Below are 14,327 nucleotides of genomic sequence, written 5' to 3'. Positions count from 1 at the left end.
ATTAACAAAATTAAAGAGGATTTAAAAACAAATTATAGAGTTGCAAATAAAATAATAACCAAAGAAACTAATCGTTAAAAAAGCTGTTAATCATATTGTTTAAAGTTGCTTGGTCCTTATTATATAAAGTTTCTATAGTTTTATATAGCTTTAACATTAGGTTACTGTCAATAGCCATTGATTTGATATTTTTATATTTCCCATCTGTTAAAAATAATAAGCTGGGCGCATCTTTAAAAATATAAATACTTATGTTGTTATTCGCAGTAAAAAAACCAAGTATATTTTCACTGCTATTTTTAGTTTGAAGATTAAATACAAGAGATTTGTTTGATTTTTCTGACAGCATTTCAACAATTTCATTAGGGACATAAGTTAATTCATTCCAAGTTATTTTGTTGTGTATGGTTTTATTTATCAATTTTGCTACAAATTCATTGAATTGAGTCATATTGAACACTCCTTTTTAATTGAATTTTTAAGTTTGGTAAGTAATCTAATAGTTTCTTGGTTGTCTATATATTTTTTTTTAAAATATGATGAATATTCTTCATTAGCACACTTTAGTATTTCTCCGTGGGATGTTTCTATATCTACAAGAGTAGCATATATATCATTTTTCCATAATTGAAAGTCATTAGATTGTTCTTTAATGAGCTTTATATAGTTTTCAAGTGAAGATATTAATTCTTCTTTATCTTTTAGTAAAAGAAGTCTATTAGTATTCTTGTTAATTTGAATTTTAATATTTTTAGTATTTTTAAAAGTCCTGTAAGTCAAGTATATACTTACATAAGCTAATAGAATACTAAAATTTGCAACGTGTGGCCAGACATTTAATAACATAATTTTTACCTCCGTAATCTAATTATAGCACAAAACTTTAAACAATAAAAAGCAGGAAATATATAAATTATAATTCACCTCCTTTGAGGTAATTATAACATAAAAAAGAAAGGAGTGATTAAAATGATTGTGGTGACTGTAAAGAATTCTGATTTATCGAAATTAGCGATTGATAACTTGAATAAATTTTTTACTAAATTATTTAACAACAAGCCGGAATTGATAGAACAATTACAAAAGGAGACAAAAGATGAAACTACACAGAGGAACTAACAACGCTGTATATTTATCAATCATAACGACTAGCGTATTCGCATTGATGGCAAGCAATATAGAATGGGGGACTATTTTAGCAGTATCTCTATTCACTGCAATGGCATGGGCGTATATCTTTGATAAAAGAATTGATAATTTTTTCCCGGAGAGTGACGTTGAATAATGAATACTTATGAATTACACGATAAATTAATCGAACTTCAATCGCTGCAATGTGAAGTCGACGCCCATGTTGAAATATGGCGAAGGGAAAATATAACTACAGCTTTACACGAAGAGTTTCACGAATGGTATAACACGCTTGAATTATTCAAAGATTGGAAAAAGAATAGAGGAAAATCTAAAGAAGTACAATTAGAGGAATTAGCCGATTGCTTAGCATTTGCTTTATCGTTGTTAAATGATGATAAGCGAAATTTAAGCCTAATGAGATGTATTTTTATCACAAAAAGAATGGAGAATAATTCTCATCAAAAAGGAATGTTAAATGAGATAAGCAAAGGTTATTTGTTCGCTAAAAGAGTAATAAATACAGTATTTGTTCAAGAAAGCGAAATGGCAATTGAGTTAATTTTAGATATAGCAATGTTATATTATTCGCTTGAAGATCTATTTGAAGCGTACGAGCGAAAATCAAAAATAAATATCCAAAGACAGAAAGAGAATTATTAAAAACAGCCCTCTGAGAAAGGACTGTATAAATAACATATTATAAGTTAAAAATAACATATTTAGGAGGAAAAAGCAAGTAATGAGAGATAATGCTAACTTAAAAGCAGCTTATACATTACTTTCTTTTGCAGAAGAAATTTTAGAAGCTGAAAAATGGAATACTAAACATTTAAAAGTTTTAAAAGAAGATTTAGAAGGTTGTATTGAAAGTAAAAGTATAGCTGTTTATGACAAAATCAGAAAATTAAATAAAAATCAAGATATAGTATTGAAACAAATAAAAAAATATGATGATGAGTATATTATATCAACATTAATTAATTTTAGTGAAGAATATGAGTTAGATAAGGATGTAGAAAATAGTTACACTTTACTAAATGAGAGAGAAGAATTAGAAGTAATCGAAGAATATATAAAGTATTTAAAGGGGAAATTAAATGTTGACAAAAGAATTCGTAAATAAAGTTAAAGAATTAGGATACGAAATAGAATTTGAAAATGACTTTTCGCCAATAATTCGTATCAGTAATGGAATTGGCAGTTTAGGGACAGTATTTTGTGATACTAATTTAATTTGTAATTACAGCTTCACGCCTATAGAGTTAAAAAAAATAATGAGGGAATACGAGGATACTCCAATAGATGAGAGAGAAGAAAAAAACATTACTTTATTTGAAATACCACTATTTGGATTAAAAACTATCGATGGTTATCAACAATATCTTAGCTACGACGAAGAAAAAGATTGTTATTTTGTTAGTAGAGGACGTTCTACTTTAAAACAAACATTTACTGAAGATGAATTAGAAAAAATACCAAGCTATTATAGGGTGTTAGCAAAGGAGATAAAAGATGTTAACAACTAAAACATTTAAAAGAAAAAGGGGGGTAAAAATATAATGAAAAAATTATTACAAGCAAGAGTTTTGTTACAGAAAAAAAAGATTAAAAAGACAGGATATAATCCTTATACAAAATCAAATTATTTTGAATTATCTGATTTTTTACCTTATGCAAATGAAATATTTGAAAATTTAGGTTTGTATCCACATTTTACATTATATAAAGATAGTGCTAAATTAAGTTTTACCGATTTAGATACCGGAGATAAGTTACAATATGCAATACCTAGTCAATCTACTGTAGGTGCTAATATGCAAACTATAGGCGGTATTATTACTTATAGTAAACGTTATTTATATATGAACGCTTTAGAAATAGCGGAAAGTGATAATTTAGAGTTAAATCAACAATATTATAAACCAACGGCAAAAAGTATTGACATAGCTACCAAATTCAACAGAGAAGAAGCGTTAACAGCTATGAATAATAACAATGTTACTATTACTCAAATAAATGGTTGGTTAAAGAAAAAAGGATTAACAGCAACAAAATTAGAAGAAATACCCGATAAGGAGTTAGAAGAATTATGGAAGAACTTTTGTCAAAGTATAAAAAAATAAATGAACAAATTGATATGTTGAATATCGAAAAACAGGAATTGAGAGATCAAATAATAAATAAGATGAAAAAAGATGAAATAGAAAGTTTTGAAAGTGAAATAGGTAAGGTTAAATTTAAACCAGCTTATTTTAGAAAATCATTCAACAGTAAAGAATTTAAGGCGGATAATCCGTTCATGTATGAAAAATACATAAAAGAAACAGAGGTAAAAGAAAGTGTTGACATCAGATTACAACTTTAAGTTTGATGAATTAACACATACTTATTACTTAAACGATAAAGAAATATTATCGGTCACTCAATGCATTAAATTGTTGTTAGGGGAAATGTACGACAATATTCCCTACAGCATTTTGAAACAAGCTAGCGATTATGGAACTAGAATACATTTTTTAATAGAGAGCTTAGAAGATGGTATTGAATGGGAAACTAGAAACGTTTATGAAAAAAACGCAATAAGACAGTATGAAAAAATTAAAGACTTTGAAACATTAGAAAAAGAAAAGTTTGTATCTTATGAAAATGTATATTGCGGTAGAGTAGACGGTATAGGAAATAATATAATTTATGACATTAAGACTACTAGCAAAGTCAACGAAGAATATCTTAAATATCAGTTATCACTATATTTAATAGCTTATGATAAAACTAATTATGATAATTACAAAGGTTATGTATTGTGGTTACCCAAAAAAGGAACTGGTAAAAAGATAGAGATTAAATTATTTAGTAAAGATGAAATATTAGAGATTATAGAAAAAATAAAGGAGTTAACAATATATGATTAATAATGCAGTATTAACCGGGAGATTAACTAAATCCCCGGAATTAAAATACAGTGCTAATAACACAGCTTATGTTAACTTTACATTAGCCGTAAATAGAGCTTTTAAAGCTGAAAAAGATACAGACTTTATAACATGTAAAGTATTTAACAAGCAAGCTGAAAACCTAGCTAAATTTTGCGGTAAAGGCAGCTTAATAGGTGTTGTAGGAAGTATTCAAACTGGAAGTTATCAAAATAACCAAGGTAACACGGTATACACAACAAACGTTATGGTTAACAGTGTTCAATTTTTAGAAACAAAGCAACAACGAGAACAACAAGGTCAATTTAATCAAGGGTATAATCAGTCATTTAATAACAACGGATATAACCAACAGAATAATTTTAATCAAGGATATAACAGTCAAAATAACGGATATAATAATAAACAAGCACCTGACGCTTTAGAACACATCAGGCAAAATAACAATACTCAAATGGACTTTGGTTTTAATCCAATGATGGGAGTTAATAATACTAACACAGTATTTGACGATATACCAAATCCTTTTGCAGAAGATTAAAATATGGAAAGAGATATATTCAAACAAAATGGTAAAGTATTAGTAGTTAACTTAGAACTATTAGAAGTATTAGGGGGAGTAGGGTATCTGAACGAAGCTCTAGTCCTCCAACAGATTGATTATTGGTTAGAAATTAATAAGAAGAATAGCGAGAATTTTATAAACGGTTATTACTATATGTGGAGTTCTTTCGATGAAATGATAGAACGAGATTTTAAAAATTGTTTTACAAAAAGAACATTAATTAGAATTATATCTGCCTTAGAGAAAAATAAATATTTAATCACTTTGAGAAAAGGGAATAGAAAATATTATAGAATAAATTACAATAAAATAAATAATAAATATAACAAATATTTTAACATTAGCGGTGAACCTGAAAAGAAACCCGATGAACCTGTGAAGACGTTAATGTTAAGGCACAATGACAAAAAAATACAAAAAAACAATTGCCAAAATGGCAAGGGTGGATTGCCAAATTGGCAATTTGCGGATTGCCAAAATGGCAACTCCATAGAAGATATTAATAAAGATAATAATATATATATTAAATATAAGAACTTTATCAAAGATACTAGTAATACAAGTATAAGCTATAATAAGTCCTTTAGTAATACTAGTAATAGCTATAATAACATATCTAGTAATAATATATATAACCATAATAAAATATCAAACAATAAAAAAGAGTATAGTTATAACAAACGTATAAATGATAAAGCTGATAAAGATAATTTAAATACAAACAAAAAACAATACACTTTTTCTAGTAAAAAAATAAATAAAAATAACAAAAATCAAAAAAATAGTTCTAAGTTTGAAACAGAAATATCAAAATTAGACGATTTAAGATACCATTCAGACGTTTCGGAGAAAATTTGGAGTAATTATACCGAAAATGATTTTATCAAAGCGAGAGGGTATCAGAAACGTCAAATTGGTTTTATAAACTCACATGAGCAAGAAAAAGAGTTTATAAAAGATGTTGTAAAAGATGTTATGAATAGCAATAACAAGAGTTTTAGGATAAACGGCAAACGCGTAGAAATTGACGAAATTATAAATCAATTAAAAAAAATAAAAGATGAGCATATAGAATATTGTGCTAATAAAATCTTAAATAACAAAAAAATAAAACATAAAAAGAATTACATAATCACAAGTTTATACAATTCAATCAAATCTAAAGATAATAAAAATTCTGAAAGTTCTTTAGGTTATGATTGGTTAAAAGAATAAAAAGGAGAATAGAATGCGAGAAATTATAAAAATAGAATTAAACGAAAATCAAGAGCCGATAGTAAGTGGTAGAATACTACATGAGGTATTGGAAGTTAAGACACCTTATCATAAATGGATAGAAAGGATGTTTGAATACGGATTTGAAGAAAATAGAGATTATTTAGTTACGGACATTTTTGTCCACAACTCAAATGGTGGTAGACAAACGATGATAGACCACGTTATAAAATTTGATATGGCTAAAGAAATAGCAATGCTGCAAAGAACGGATAAAGGAAAAGAAGTAAGACAGTATTTTATTAAAGTTGAGAAAGAATTCAACAGCCCTGAAAGGATAATGGCAAGAGCGTTATTAATTGCAGATAAGAAAATTCAAACTTTGGAAACTGCGATAGAAGAACAAAAGCCAAAAGTTATATTTGCTGACGCTGTTAATTCTAGCCATACATCAATTTTAATTGGCGATTTAGCAAAAATATTAAAACAAAACGGAATTAGTATAGGGCAAAAAAGACTATTTGCCTGGTTAAGAGAAAAGGGATATTTAATCAAAAGAAAAGGCAATGATTGGAACATGCCTACTCAAAAGAGCATGGAGTTGAAATTATTTGAGATTAAAGAAAGCACGCATAACAACCCTGACGGCTCTATTAGAATAACTAAAACTCCGAAAGTAACAGGTAAAGGGCAAATATATTTTATTAATAAATTTGTAAGGGTAATTTAAGATGACTTTTAATTTTTTTACAAAAATAAAAAGCGAAGATTTTCCAAGGACTACAGCACAACAAAAGAAATTTTCGACCAAGACAAAAAGATTTTACGAAACATCGAAAACTAAACTAGCTAAAGGGCAACTTATTAAAGCGTTGTGCGGTAAGCAGCCTAATAAGCCGTTTGACACGCCTATAGAGCTTACAGTGATTTGGGTATTCCCTAAGGTTAAGCAAGCTAAGAATGGTCAAAGAAAAGGAACTAGACCTGATTTAGATAATTTACAAAAAACATTACAGGATACTTTAGCTAAATTAGGGTATTACAAAGACGATAGTTTAATTACTGATTTGATAGTTAAAAAACGTTGGCATGATTGTAGCGGTATTTACATCAAAATTAGAGAAGTTGAAAAGATTGACAATGAATTTAATGAATTTATCAAGGAGTTTGACTAATGGCAGTTTCAAAGAAAAAACACAAGAAAAAGAAAATAAAAAAGTCTAATGTGTTAAATAATGTTAGTGTGAAAGATTTAAAGAAATTTACTCAAATCAAAGTTAAAGAACAAATACAAAACGAAATAGAACGGAATAAGATTAAAGTTTTAGAAGCAACTTACGAGGATATATTTATTAATTTGTTAGGAGTTCCATTATTAGCACTTAGAAATAAAGGCTGGGGTGGTAAAAGGTTAAGGGAATTTTATCAAGAGATGATAACAATATTTAAAGATTATCACCAAGAGTGGTTAAGTAGTCAAGATATGGCGGAAGTAATATCAAAAGAAACTGGCTTTGATTTATTGAAAGAAAAGCAAGATTTTATAGAATGGTTAAGAAGTATTGATTTAGGAGGAAATCATGAATAAAGAAAAATTCTCGAATAGACTTAAATATTTAAGATTAAATAAAAATGTTAGCCTTAGAAAACTAAGTAAAGAGGTAAGGATACCTCACACAACGCTTAGTGGATATGAAAAAGGTCGTATTCCTGATAAAGAAAGACTAATAAAATTAGCAAATTACTTTAATGTTAGTATTGATTTTCTATCGGGAGAAAATGATAAGATAAAAATCAATAAAAATCTTGGAGTAATATTTGTATTAGTGTTTATTTTTATAGCAGTAATAACAATACTAGCTTCAGCGTTATAAAGAAAGGATATCGTTATGACACTAGATAAAATAAATAAAATATTAATTATGCTAGTAATTATGGCATTTACATTCGTCATTGGAATGTATGTGGGCGGGTATCACACGGGTAAAAATTTACAAAAAGTAGCAAATCAAAATTTAGAAGATAGATTGAAAAATTATCAGAGTAAGGAGATTAAATAAAATAGATTATGAGTAACAAAACAACAGTATTTACAACTTTAGCTGCGAGTAACCACTCAAAAAGGCAACGGGAACAAAATGATTATTACGCAACTGAGCCAAAAGCAATGCACTTATTGCTAGAAAAAGAAAACTTTAGTAATTTGATTTTAGAGCCTGCTTGTGGAGAGGGGCATTTGTCTAAGGTGCTTATGGAGTATGGATATGATGTTATTAGTGAAGATTTAATTGATAGAGGTTATGGTGGTGTTAGAGATTTTTTTGAAAGATCCGCTTGGTTAGGAGATATAATTACAAATCCGCCGTATAAAATAGCATTGGAATTTTTAAAACACGCACTAAATATAATACCCGCAGGTAATAAGGTAGCTATGTTTTTAAAAATTCAATTTTTAGAGGGAAAGTTACGAAAAAAATTTTTCGAAGCGAACCCACCTAAGGTAATATATGTGTCGAGTAGCAGACTAAATTGTGCGAAAAATGGTCGTTTTGATAAATATACGTCAAGTGCGGTATGCTATGCATGGTTTATATTTGAAAAAGGGCACGAAGGAAAAACAACTATTGAATGGATAAATTAAAAGGAGATGAATTATAATGCCAAATTGGTGCGAGGGCAATTTAAAAATTAGAGGTAAAAAGAAAGATTTAATTAGTTTTTTTGAACACGAAATAGTAATTGTAAAATTCGATGAAATTTTAAGTTCGCCTGAACAAATTCCAATTAAATTCGTCAATGATGATATGGAGTGCGTATTTTCGTTTTCGGAAAAAAACTTTTTGAGCGATTTATATTTAAAAAAATCATATCGTTTTTTTATAGAAAATGACGTAATTGAATTTTGGCATGACGGTGAGAAAAGCAAGATTTTATAGAATGGTTAAGAAGTATTAATTTAGGAGAAAAATAAATGTATACCAGAGAAGACGCTAGATTTTTTTTAGAAAATTATAATAATTTAAAATTAGAATGTGATGAATTCCTTTTGTATTCTTGGCAGCCAGGAAATAAAAGCGAGATAGCTTCCCAAAAAACAGGTAGGGAAAATGAACGAAATATTATTAAAAAATTGGATAATAAAACTTATCAAGAAAATAAATATATAATAAAATGTGTAGATACATTTTTAAAATCACTAGATCCCGAATCATATAGAATTGTGTATGCTAAATATTTTTATCGTATGAAAAATTATGATATTGCAACTAAATATTATATTCATATTTCAACCTTAAAACGTAAATTAAAGGTATTATTAGATGATTTTTTAAGAATTTTAAATAATTTTTAAAAAGTTGAGCCATTTGAGCCTTTTTTATGTGTTATAATGGTAATGTGGACATTTTAGGTAGAACTTAAAATTCATAACATACCTTTTTAATTTTATTTTTATTTAACTTAAGACAGTCGTTAGATTGTCTTTTTATTTTGTCATATAAAGGGGGGTGGAAAATTGGCAAAATTAACCTTAAAACAACAGCGTTTTGCTGATGAGTACATCATTAGTGGAAACGCAACTAAAGCAGCTATTAAAGCGGGTTATAGTGAGAAAACAGCTAATAGGATAGCTACTGAAAACCTGTCAAAACCTGTTATTAAAGCCTATATAGATGAACGACTAGATGAACTCAACTCTAAGAAAATAGCAAACCAACAAGAAGTACATGAATATTTAACATCAGTAATGCGTGGAGAACAAACTGAACAGATATTACGGTCAGTCGGGGATTATAAACAAGAAATAACAGATATAGCAGTAAGTGCTAAAGATAGATTAAAAGCTGCCGACTTATTAAACAAGATACACCAAGCTAGAGAAGATAAGAACGTTACTTCAACTGAAAAAATAGTTATTGTCGACAGGTGGCAAGATGAGTAAATTTGATGTTCAAGCTAATATTAATCCTCATTTTAAAGATGTGTGGCGTTCTAAAGTACCTTACAATGTTTTGAAAGGTGGTCGTAACAGCTTTAAGTCGTCTGTTATAGTTTTAAAATTAGTTCATGATATGGTTAAGTTTTTGATTGATAACAAAAAAGTTAATATTGTAGTTATCAGAAAAGTTGCGAATACAATAAGAGATAGTGTGTATAACAAAATACGTTGGGGGATAGATATGTATGGGTTAACTAATTCTTTTAAAGCAACTGTTTCCCCTTTTAAAATTACTCATATAACAACTGGATCTAGCTTTTATTTTTACGGCGCAGATGATTTTCAAAAACTAAAATCTAACGATATAAGTAATATAATAGCAGTGTGGTATGAAGAAGCAGCGGAGTTTGATGATAAAGAGGAATTTGACCAAACAAATATTACCTTTATGCGGCAGAAACACAAGGATATACTTTTTGTAAAATTCTATTGGAGTTATAACCCTCCTAGAAATCCTTATAACTGGATAAATGAGTGGAGTGAACAAATCAAAACAGATGATAATTATTTGGTGCATGAATCGACTTATCTAAACGATGAACTGGGATTTGTTACCGAACAAATGTTGGCTGATATTAATAGGATAAAGGAAAATGATTTTGATTATTATCGGTATATTTATTTAGGTGAAGCTGTAGGAATAGGCAATAACGTGTATAATATGAATTGTTTTCATGCTATAAAAGAGTTACCTTCTAATGATAGATTAATAGGTGTTTCTTTTGCGCTTGATACTGGGCACCAACAAAGTGCTACTGCTTGCGGCGCTTATGGTATTACTGCAAGAGGAAACGTAATTTTGCTTGATACATTTTATTATTCTCCCGCGGGTAGAAATATTAAAGCCGCGCCTAGTGATTTAACTGTTATGATTAATGAATTTATTAAATCAATACAAAATAAATATAATGTTAATGTAATTAGGTTAACTATTGATAGCGCGGAGGGCGCGCTAAGAAATCAATATTTCAAAGATTTTGGCGTGCGATGGAATCCAGTGGCTAAAAAGAAAAACCAAACCATGATTGATATGGTAACAAGTCTACTTGCTCAAGGTAGGTTTTTTTATTTAGAAAATGATAACAACAAAATATTTATAGAGGAACACAAAATGTATCGGTACGATGAAAAAACAATACGTACTGATGATCCGAAAGTTATTAAAGAAGATGATCATACTGTCGACGAGTTTAAATATTTTGTTTTAGATAATGCAAAATTGTTGGGATTAAAAGTATAGGAGATAAAATGGGACTTATACAGATTATTAAGAATTTTTTTAAAAGGAGTAAATATAGTATGCAGAGCAGCTTGACAAGCTTATTAGACCACCCGAAAATAGCGGTATCTGATGAGGAATATAATCGAATACAGAACAATTTGATATACTTTCAAAGTAGGTTTAATGATGTTACATTCTTGAATACGGATGGCGAACAGCGAACTAGAAAGTTTAATCATTTGCCCCTAGCGCGGACTTGCTGTAAGAAAGTAGCCGGGTTAGTTTATAATGAACAAGCGGAAATAACTATTGAAAATGAAGTTATTAATAAGTTTGTCAATGAAATATTGTTGAATGATAGATTTAATAAAAATTTCGAACGATATTTAGAAAGTTGTTTAGCCCTAGGCGGCATGGCAATGCGACCCTATTTTGATGGTAAAACTATAAAGATTGCTTTTATTCAAGCACCTGTGTTTCTTCCCTTACAAAGCAATACTCAAGATATTAGTAGTGCTGCTATTGTTACTAAGTCGGTTAAAAGCGAGGGCAGAATAAATACCTATTATACACTGATCGAATTTCATGAGTGGGTAAATGATGAATTGACAATCACTAATGAGCTTTATAAATCAAATAATGCGGACATAATAGGCAGCAGGGTATTACTTAGCGAATTGTATGATACTTTAGAAGAGAGTGTAGTTATAAAAGGGCTAAGCCGCCCGCTATTTACATATTTAAAAACTCCGGGTATGAATAATAAAGATATAAATAGTCCTCTGGGATTATCTATATTTGATAATGCTAAAACGACTATAGATTTTATTAATCGTACTTACGATGAATTTATGTGGGAAATTAAGATGGGGCAACGACGGGTGGCAGTACCAGACGGATTAACAAATATGACTTTTCAACAAGGGAAAGATGGTAGGCTTCAATCTAAGCGTCGATTTGAAGTAGAACAGAATGTTTTTGTTCAGATTGGCGGAGGTATTGATGATAATAAAATTATTGACTTGACTACTCCTATTCGTGCAGAAGACTACATAAAATCCATTAATAAAGGATTAGCAATATTTGAAATGCAGGTTGGAGTTAGCAGCGGTATGTTTAGTTTTGATGGCAAAACTATGAAAACCGCTACTGAGGTAGTGAGCGAAAATTCGGATACTTATCAGCTTCGAAATAGCATAGTTTCACAGGTGGAACACTCTATCAAAGAATTAATAGTGTCAATATGTGAATTAGGTAAGGCACATGGAATATATCGCGGAAAAATACCTAAGCTTGGTGAAATATCCATTAATCTTGATGATGGAGTATTCACTGACCGAAACGCAGAACTTGACTATTGGACTAAGGCGTTAGCTAGTGGGATAGTCAGTAAGCAATATGCTATTTCTAAAGTGTTAGGTGTTACTGATGAAGTAGCTGGTGAGATGTTAACTGAAATCAATGAAGAAAGTCAGCCGGATCTAGGAGATGAGGATAGATTAATCTATGGAGCTAAAGAATAATGACGGTAAATACTGGATAAAAGCTAAAGAAGTAGAAGAACTGTACCACGATTTGACACTTGAATTGATGAGTAATATAATTCGCAGATTAAAGGAACGCGGTACTGCTGATTTGATAGACAATCCTTATATATGGCAGCTTGAAAAATTAAACGATATGCACTTATTAACAGAGGATAACGTTAAAACTATAGCTAAGTATAGTGACATTTCAGAAGATGTATTCCGGGATGTAATAGCTAATGAGGGCTATAAGATATATAAGGATAGCCACGAGCAATTAAGACTGGCTTTAAAATCAAGCGCTAAACCCGATCCGAAAGTTCAAGATAGTTTGAATTCTCTGGCCAAACAGACAATGCGTGAGGTTAACAATTTAATCAATACAACTATGCCGAAAGCTCTACAAAATAATTATAAAAAAACTTTAGAGAGTGCGGTTGCTAGTGTAGTGTCTGGTACAAAGTCGCATAATAAAGCATTGTCAGAAGCGGTTTTAAAAATGTATGAGCGAGGATTTACAGCTTTTAGAGATAGAGGTGGGGAAACGTGGACTGTAGAGCGATACGCGCAAACGGTAATACGCACAACAACATTTAGGACTTATCGAGAAATGAGGGAACGCTCCGCAGATGAATTAGGAGTGGACACATTTTATTACAGCGCTAAAAGTAGTGCTAGAGAGTTATGTGCGCCGTTACAACACCAAATAGTAACTAAAGGCGTAGCACGGACTATAAACGGAGAAAGGGTGTTAAGTTTACCTGATTATGGGTACGGCACTCCTGGGGGTTGCCTTGGCATAAATTGTGGGCATTATCTTACACCTTTTGTAGTAGGCGTGAATTATAAACCTGATTTACCTGAGTATTTAAAGAATTTAACAGAAGAAGAAGCCATGCAGAACGCTTTTGATAAAGCAAGGTTAAAGGCTTTTGATAGAGAGATAAGGGTAGTTAGAGATAAGAGGCGACTGGTGAAAGAATTAGACGATAAGGAGCTGCTACAAAAGTTAGGATTAAGAGAAAAAACGCTGCTAGGAGGTAGAAAAAATCTTATTGAGAAAAATCCAACTGTGGTAGGGAAGTATCCGACCTCACCAAAAAGTACAACTAAGAAGATAATATCTAAAACTTTTTTAGGGGATAATATTTATAAATATTTAGAAAACGAGTTTGGAAATATAAATTCAGGACCTGTAACTCTACGAAAAGAGCGATTGGATCATATATTAAATAGACACCCTGATTTAGGAAATAATGCAGCGGATAGGATTGAAAATACCCTGCGAGATCCTACATATATTTTGAAAGATAATAAAAATTATAATACGGTTTTATTTATTTTGAAAGATGAAATAAATAACATGAATGTAGTGATAAAATTATCTACTGATGAAAAGGAAAATTCAGTTATTACTGCTTTCAGAGTATCTGATAAAAGGTTAAATAGAGTAGTGAAAAAAACAAAAATTCTTTACAATTCTTCACAAATAAGATATAATGACAGTAAGGAAGAATAATGAAGTAGAGATTTAGTGTTCCTACGCACCCTAGTGGTAAAAGAGATGGTGGGACAGACACACCGCCCATTATTCTGTATATTTTTATAAAAGCACTTAGTTAATAGCTAGGTGTTTTTATTATGAATTCGTCCTAGGCATGACGTTAAAAGGTTTATTTATTATGCCTTGCACGGTGTAACAGTGCGAAATTAGTCCATGTGACGTTAAAAGGAG

Annotated in this window: 24 protein-coding genes; 22 read left to right on the top strand and 2 right to left on the bottom strand. The window is 30.0% G+C overall.

Going from position 1 to position 14,327, the window contains the following annotated elements; translation table 11 throughout:
* Positions 1-67: 67 nt before the first annotated feature.
* Positions 68-451 (bottom strand): hypothetical protein, encoded by a 384-nt coding sequence (locus AXE85_RS05760; protein WP_062173839.1) that lies wholly within the window; start codon positions 449-451, stop codon positions 68-70.
* Entirely contained in the window at positions 448-846 is a 399-nt protein-coding gene (locus tag AXE85_RS05755) for a hypothetical protein (RefSeq protein WP_062173837.1), read from the bottom strand. The genes AXE85_RS05760 and AXE85_RS05755 overlap by 4 nt, the downstream gene beginning before the upstream one ends.
* Positions 847-969: 123 nt before the next feature.
* On the opposite strand from AXE85_RS05755, the gene AXE85_RS08470 reads away from it, so the two are divergent.
* The 22 genes from AXE85_RS08470 to AXE85_RS05655 all read left to right on the top strand — a co-directional run bounded on the left by AXE85_RS08470 (position 970) and on the right by AXE85_RS05655 (position 14,111).
* On the top strand, positions 970-1,119 hold the full coding sequence (locus AXE85_RS08470) for a hypothetical protein (protein ID WP_162790691.1): 150 nt from the start codon (positions 970-972) through the stop codon (positions 1,117-1,119).
* On the top strand, positions 1,097-1,285 hold the full coding sequence (locus AXE85_RS05750) for a hypothetical protein (protein WP_062173835.1): 189 nt from the start codon (positions 1,097-1,099) through the stop codon (positions 1,283-1,285). Before AXE85_RS08470 ends, AXE85_RS05750 begins: the two co-directional genes overlap by 23 nt.
* Positions 1,285-1,794, top strand: a complete 510-nt coding sequence (locus tag AXE85_RS05745; RefSeq protein ID WP_062173833.1) for a dUTP diphosphatase — start codon at positions 1,285-1,287, stop codon at positions 1,792-1,794. The genes AXE85_RS05750 and AXE85_RS05745 overlap by 1 nt, the downstream gene beginning before the upstream one ends.
* Positions 1,795-1,873: 79 nt before the next feature.
* Positions 1,874-2,257, top strand: a complete 384-nt coding sequence (locus AXE85_RS05740) for a hypothetical protein (RefSeq protein WP_062173831.1) — start codon at positions 1,874-1,876, stop codon at positions 2,255-2,257.
* Positions 2,232-2,660, top strand: a complete 429-nt coding sequence (locus tag AXE85_RS05735) for a hypothetical protein (RefSeq protein ID WP_062173829.1) — start codon at positions 2,232-2,234, stop codon at positions 2,658-2,660. The genes AXE85_RS05740 and AXE85_RS05735 overlap by 26 nt, the downstream gene beginning before the upstream one ends.
* Positions 2,661-2,693: 33 nt before the next feature.
* A complete protein-coding gene (locus tag AXE85_RS05730) occupies positions 2,694-3,257 on the top strand; it encodes an ERF family protein (protein ID WP_062173827.1) in 564 nt (187 codons plus the stop codon).
* On the top strand, positions 3,224-3,499 hold the full coding sequence (locus AXE85_RS05725; protein ID WP_062173825.1) for a hypothetical protein: 276 nt from the start codon (positions 3,224-3,226) through the stop codon (positions 3,497-3,499). Before AXE85_RS05730 ends, AXE85_RS05725 begins: the two co-directional genes overlap by 34 nt.
* On the top strand, positions 3,474-4,046 hold the full coding sequence (locus tag AXE85_RS05720; RefSeq protein ID WP_062173824.1) for a Dna2/Cas4 domain-containing protein: 573 nt from the start codon (positions 3,474-3,476) through the stop codon (positions 4,044-4,046). The genes AXE85_RS05725 and AXE85_RS05720 overlap by 26 nt, the downstream gene beginning before the upstream one ends.
* Positions 4,039-4,608, top strand: coding sequence for a single-stranded DNA-binding protein (locus AXE85_RS05715; RefSeq protein WP_062173822.1), 570 nt, complete (start codon positions 4,039-4,041; stop codon positions 4,606-4,608). The genes AXE85_RS05720 and AXE85_RS05715 overlap by 8 nt, the downstream gene beginning before the upstream one ends.
* A 198-nt stretch (positions 4,609-4,806) precedes the next feature.
* Positions 4,807-5,847 (top strand): hypothetical protein, encoded by a 1,041-nt coding sequence (locus AXE85_RS05710; protein WP_197415947.1) that lies wholly within the window; start codon positions 4,807-4,809, stop codon positions 5,845-5,847.
* A gap of 13 nt (positions 5,848-5,860) precedes the next feature.
* Positions 5,861-6,577: a phage antirepressor KilAC domain-containing protein gene (locus tag AXE85_RS05705; RefSeq protein WP_062173818.1), complete on the top strand. Its 717-nt coding sequence runs from the start codon at positions 5,861-5,863 to the stop codon at positions 6,575-6,577.
* A 1-nt stretch (position 6,578) separates the two neighbouring features.
* Complete coding sequence (locus AXE85_RS05700; RefSeq protein WP_062173816.1) at positions 6,579-7,022, top strand: RusA family crossover junction endodeoxyribonuclease; 444 nt, start codon at positions 6,579-6,581, stop codon at positions 7,020-7,022.
* Positions 7,022-7,435: a hypothetical protein gene (locus AXE85_RS05695; RefSeq protein WP_062173814.1), complete on the top strand. Its 414-nt coding sequence runs from the start codon at positions 7,022-7,024 to the stop codon at positions 7,433-7,435. The genes AXE85_RS05700 and AXE85_RS05695 overlap by 1 nt, the downstream gene beginning before the upstream one ends.
* The gene (locus AXE85_RS05690) at positions 7,428-7,721 is read left to right on the top strand and encodes a helix-turn-helix domain-containing protein (protein ID WP_062173813.1); all 294 of its coding nucleotides are present in this window, start codon (positions 7,428-7,430) and stop codon (positions 7,719-7,721) included. The genes AXE85_RS05695 and AXE85_RS05690 overlap by 8 nt, the downstream gene beginning before the upstream one ends.
* Before the next feature lie 15 nt (positions 7,722-7,736).
* On the top strand, positions 7,737-7,907 hold the full coding sequence (locus AXE85_RS08395) for a hypothetical protein (protein WP_156439985.1): 171 nt from the start codon (positions 7,737-7,739) through the stop codon (positions 7,905-7,907).
* 8 nt (positions 7,908-7,915) lie between these two features.
* Entirely contained in the window at positions 7,916-8,488 is a 573-nt protein-coding gene (locus AXE85_RS05685) for a hypothetical protein (protein ID WP_062173811.1), read from the top strand.
* A 16-nt stretch (positions 8,489-8,504) separates the two neighbouring features.
* Positions 8,505-8,783 (top strand): hypothetical protein, encoded by a 279-nt coding sequence (locus AXE85_RS05680; protein ID WP_062173809.1) that lies wholly within the window; start codon positions 8,505-8,507, stop codon positions 8,781-8,783.
* Positions 8,784-8,818: 35 nt separating this feature from the next.
* Positions 8,819-9,199 carry a hypothetical protein gene (locus AXE85_RS05675; RefSeq protein WP_062173808.1) on the top strand — a complete coding sequence of 127 codons (381 nt, stop codon included), beginning with the start codon at positions 8,819-8,821 and terminating at the stop codon, positions 9,197-9,199.
* A gap of 162 nt (positions 9,200-9,361) precedes the next feature.
* Positions 9,362-9,787 carry a terminase small subunit gene (locus AXE85_RS05670; RefSeq protein ID WP_082729129.1) on the top strand — a complete coding sequence of 142 codons (426 nt, stop codon included), beginning with the start codon at positions 9,362-9,364 and terminating at the stop codon, positions 9,785-9,787.
* Positions 9,780-11,084, top strand: coding sequence for a PBSX family phage terminase large subunit (locus AXE85_RS05665; RefSeq protein ID WP_062173804.1), 1,305 nt, complete (start codon positions 9,780-9,782; stop codon positions 11,082-11,084). Before AXE85_RS05670 ends, AXE85_RS05665 begins: the two co-directional genes overlap by 8 nt.
* A 59-nt stretch (positions 11,085-11,143) precedes the next feature.
* Positions 11,144-12,589, top strand: coding sequence for a phage portal protein (locus AXE85_RS05660; protein WP_231723757.1), 1,446 nt, complete (start codon positions 11,144-11,146; stop codon positions 12,587-12,589).
* Positions 12,573-14,111: a phage minor capsid protein gene (locus tag AXE85_RS05655; RefSeq protein ID WP_062173800.1), complete on the top strand. Its 1,539-nt coding sequence runs from the start codon at positions 12,573-12,575 to the stop codon at positions 14,109-14,111. The genes AXE85_RS05660 and AXE85_RS05655 overlap by 17 nt, the downstream gene beginning before the upstream one ends.
* Positions 14,112-14,327: the final 216 nt, after the last annotated feature.

This window comes from Gemella sp. oral taxon 928, from assembly GCF_001553915.1.
Classification (GTDB): Bacteria; Bacillota; Bacilli; order Staphylococcales; family Gemellaceae; genus Gemella; species Gemella massiliensis.
Note: the sequence above shows the minus strand (reverse complement) of the source record. Positions and strands in the feature narration are given on the sequence as shown.

Coding starts and splice junctions, on each gene's coding strand:
- AXE85_RS05755 (WP_062173837.1), bottom strand. CDS start 846: ATGTTATTAAATGTCTGGCCACACGTTGCAAATTTTAGTATTCTATTA.
- AXE85_RS08395 (WP_156439985.1), top strand. CDS start 7,737: ATGACACTAGATAAAATAAATAAAATATTAATTATGCTAGTAATTATG.
- AXE85_RS05725 (WP_062173825.1), top strand. CDS start 3,224: ATGGAAGAACTTTTGTCAAAGTATAAAAAAATAAATGAACAAATTGAT.
- AXE85_RS05750 (WP_062173835.1), top strand. CDS start 1,097: ATGAAACTACACAGAGGAACTAACAACGCTGTATATTTATCAATCATA.
- AXE85_RS05700 (WP_062173816.1), top strand. CDS start 6,579: ATGACTTTTAATTTTTTTACAAAAATAAAAAGCGAAGATTTTCCAAGG.
- AXE85_RS05760 (WP_062173839.1), bottom strand. CDS start 451: ATGACTCAATTCAATGAATTTGTAGCAAAATTGATAAATAAAACCATA.
- AXE85_RS05740 (WP_062173831.1), top strand. CDS start 1,874: ATGAGAGATAATGCTAACTTAAAAGCAGCTTATACATTACTTTCTTTT.
- AXE85_RS05685 (WP_062173811.1), top strand. CDS start 7,916: ATGAGTAACAAAACAACAGTATTTACAACTTTAGCTGCGAGTAACCAC.
- AXE85_RS08470 (WP_162790691.1), top strand. CDS start 970: ATGATTGTGGTGACTGTAAAGAATTCTGATTTATCGAAATTAGCGATT.
- AXE85_RS05745 (WP_062173833.1), top strand. CDS start 1,285: ATGAATACTTATGAATTACACGATAAATTAATCGAACTTCAATCGCTG.
- AXE85_RS05715 (WP_062173822.1), top strand. CDS start 4,039: ATGATTAATAATGCAGTATTAACCGGGAGATTAACTAAATCCCCGGAA.
- AXE85_RS05710 (WP_197415947.1), top strand. CDS start 4,807: ATGATAGAACGAGATTTTAAAAATTGTTTTACAAAAAGAACATTAATT.
- AXE85_RS05665 (WP_062173804.1), top strand. CDS start 9,780: ATGAGTAAATTTGATGTTCAAGCTAATATTAATCCTCATTTTAAAGAT.
- AXE85_RS05660 (WP_231723757.1), top strand. CDS start 11,144: ATGCAGAGCAGCTTGACAAGCTTATTAGACCACCCGAAAATAGCGGTA.
- AXE85_RS05690 (WP_062173813.1), top strand. CDS start 7,428: ATGAATAAAGAAAAATTCTCGAATAGACTTAAATATTTAAGATTAAAT.
- AXE85_RS05655 (WP_062173800.1), top strand. CDS start 12,573: ATGGAGCTAAAGAATAATGACGGTAAATACTGGATAAAAGCTAAAGAA.
- AXE85_RS05705 (WP_062173818.1), top strand. CDS start 5,861: ATGCGAGAAATTATAAAAATAGAATTAAACGAAAATCAAGAGCCGATA.
- AXE85_RS05735 (WP_062173829.1), top strand. CDS start 2,232: ATGTTGACAAAAGAATTCGTAAATAAAGTTAAAGAATTAGGATACGAA.
- AXE85_RS05680 (WP_062173809.1), top strand. CDS start 8,505: ATGCCAAATTGGTGCGAGGGCAATTTAAAAATTAGAGGTAAAAAGAAA.
- AXE85_RS05675 (WP_062173808.1), top strand. CDS start 8,819: ATGTATACCAGAGAAGACGCTAGATTTTTTTTAGAAAATTATAATAAT.
- AXE85_RS05730 (WP_062173827.1), top strand. CDS start 2,694: ATGAAAAAATTATTACAAGCAAGAGTTTTGTTACAGAAAAAAAAGATT.
- AXE85_RS05695 (WP_062173814.1), top strand. CDS start 7,022: ATGGCAGTTTCAAAGAAAAAACACAAGAAAAAGAAAATAAAAAAGTCT.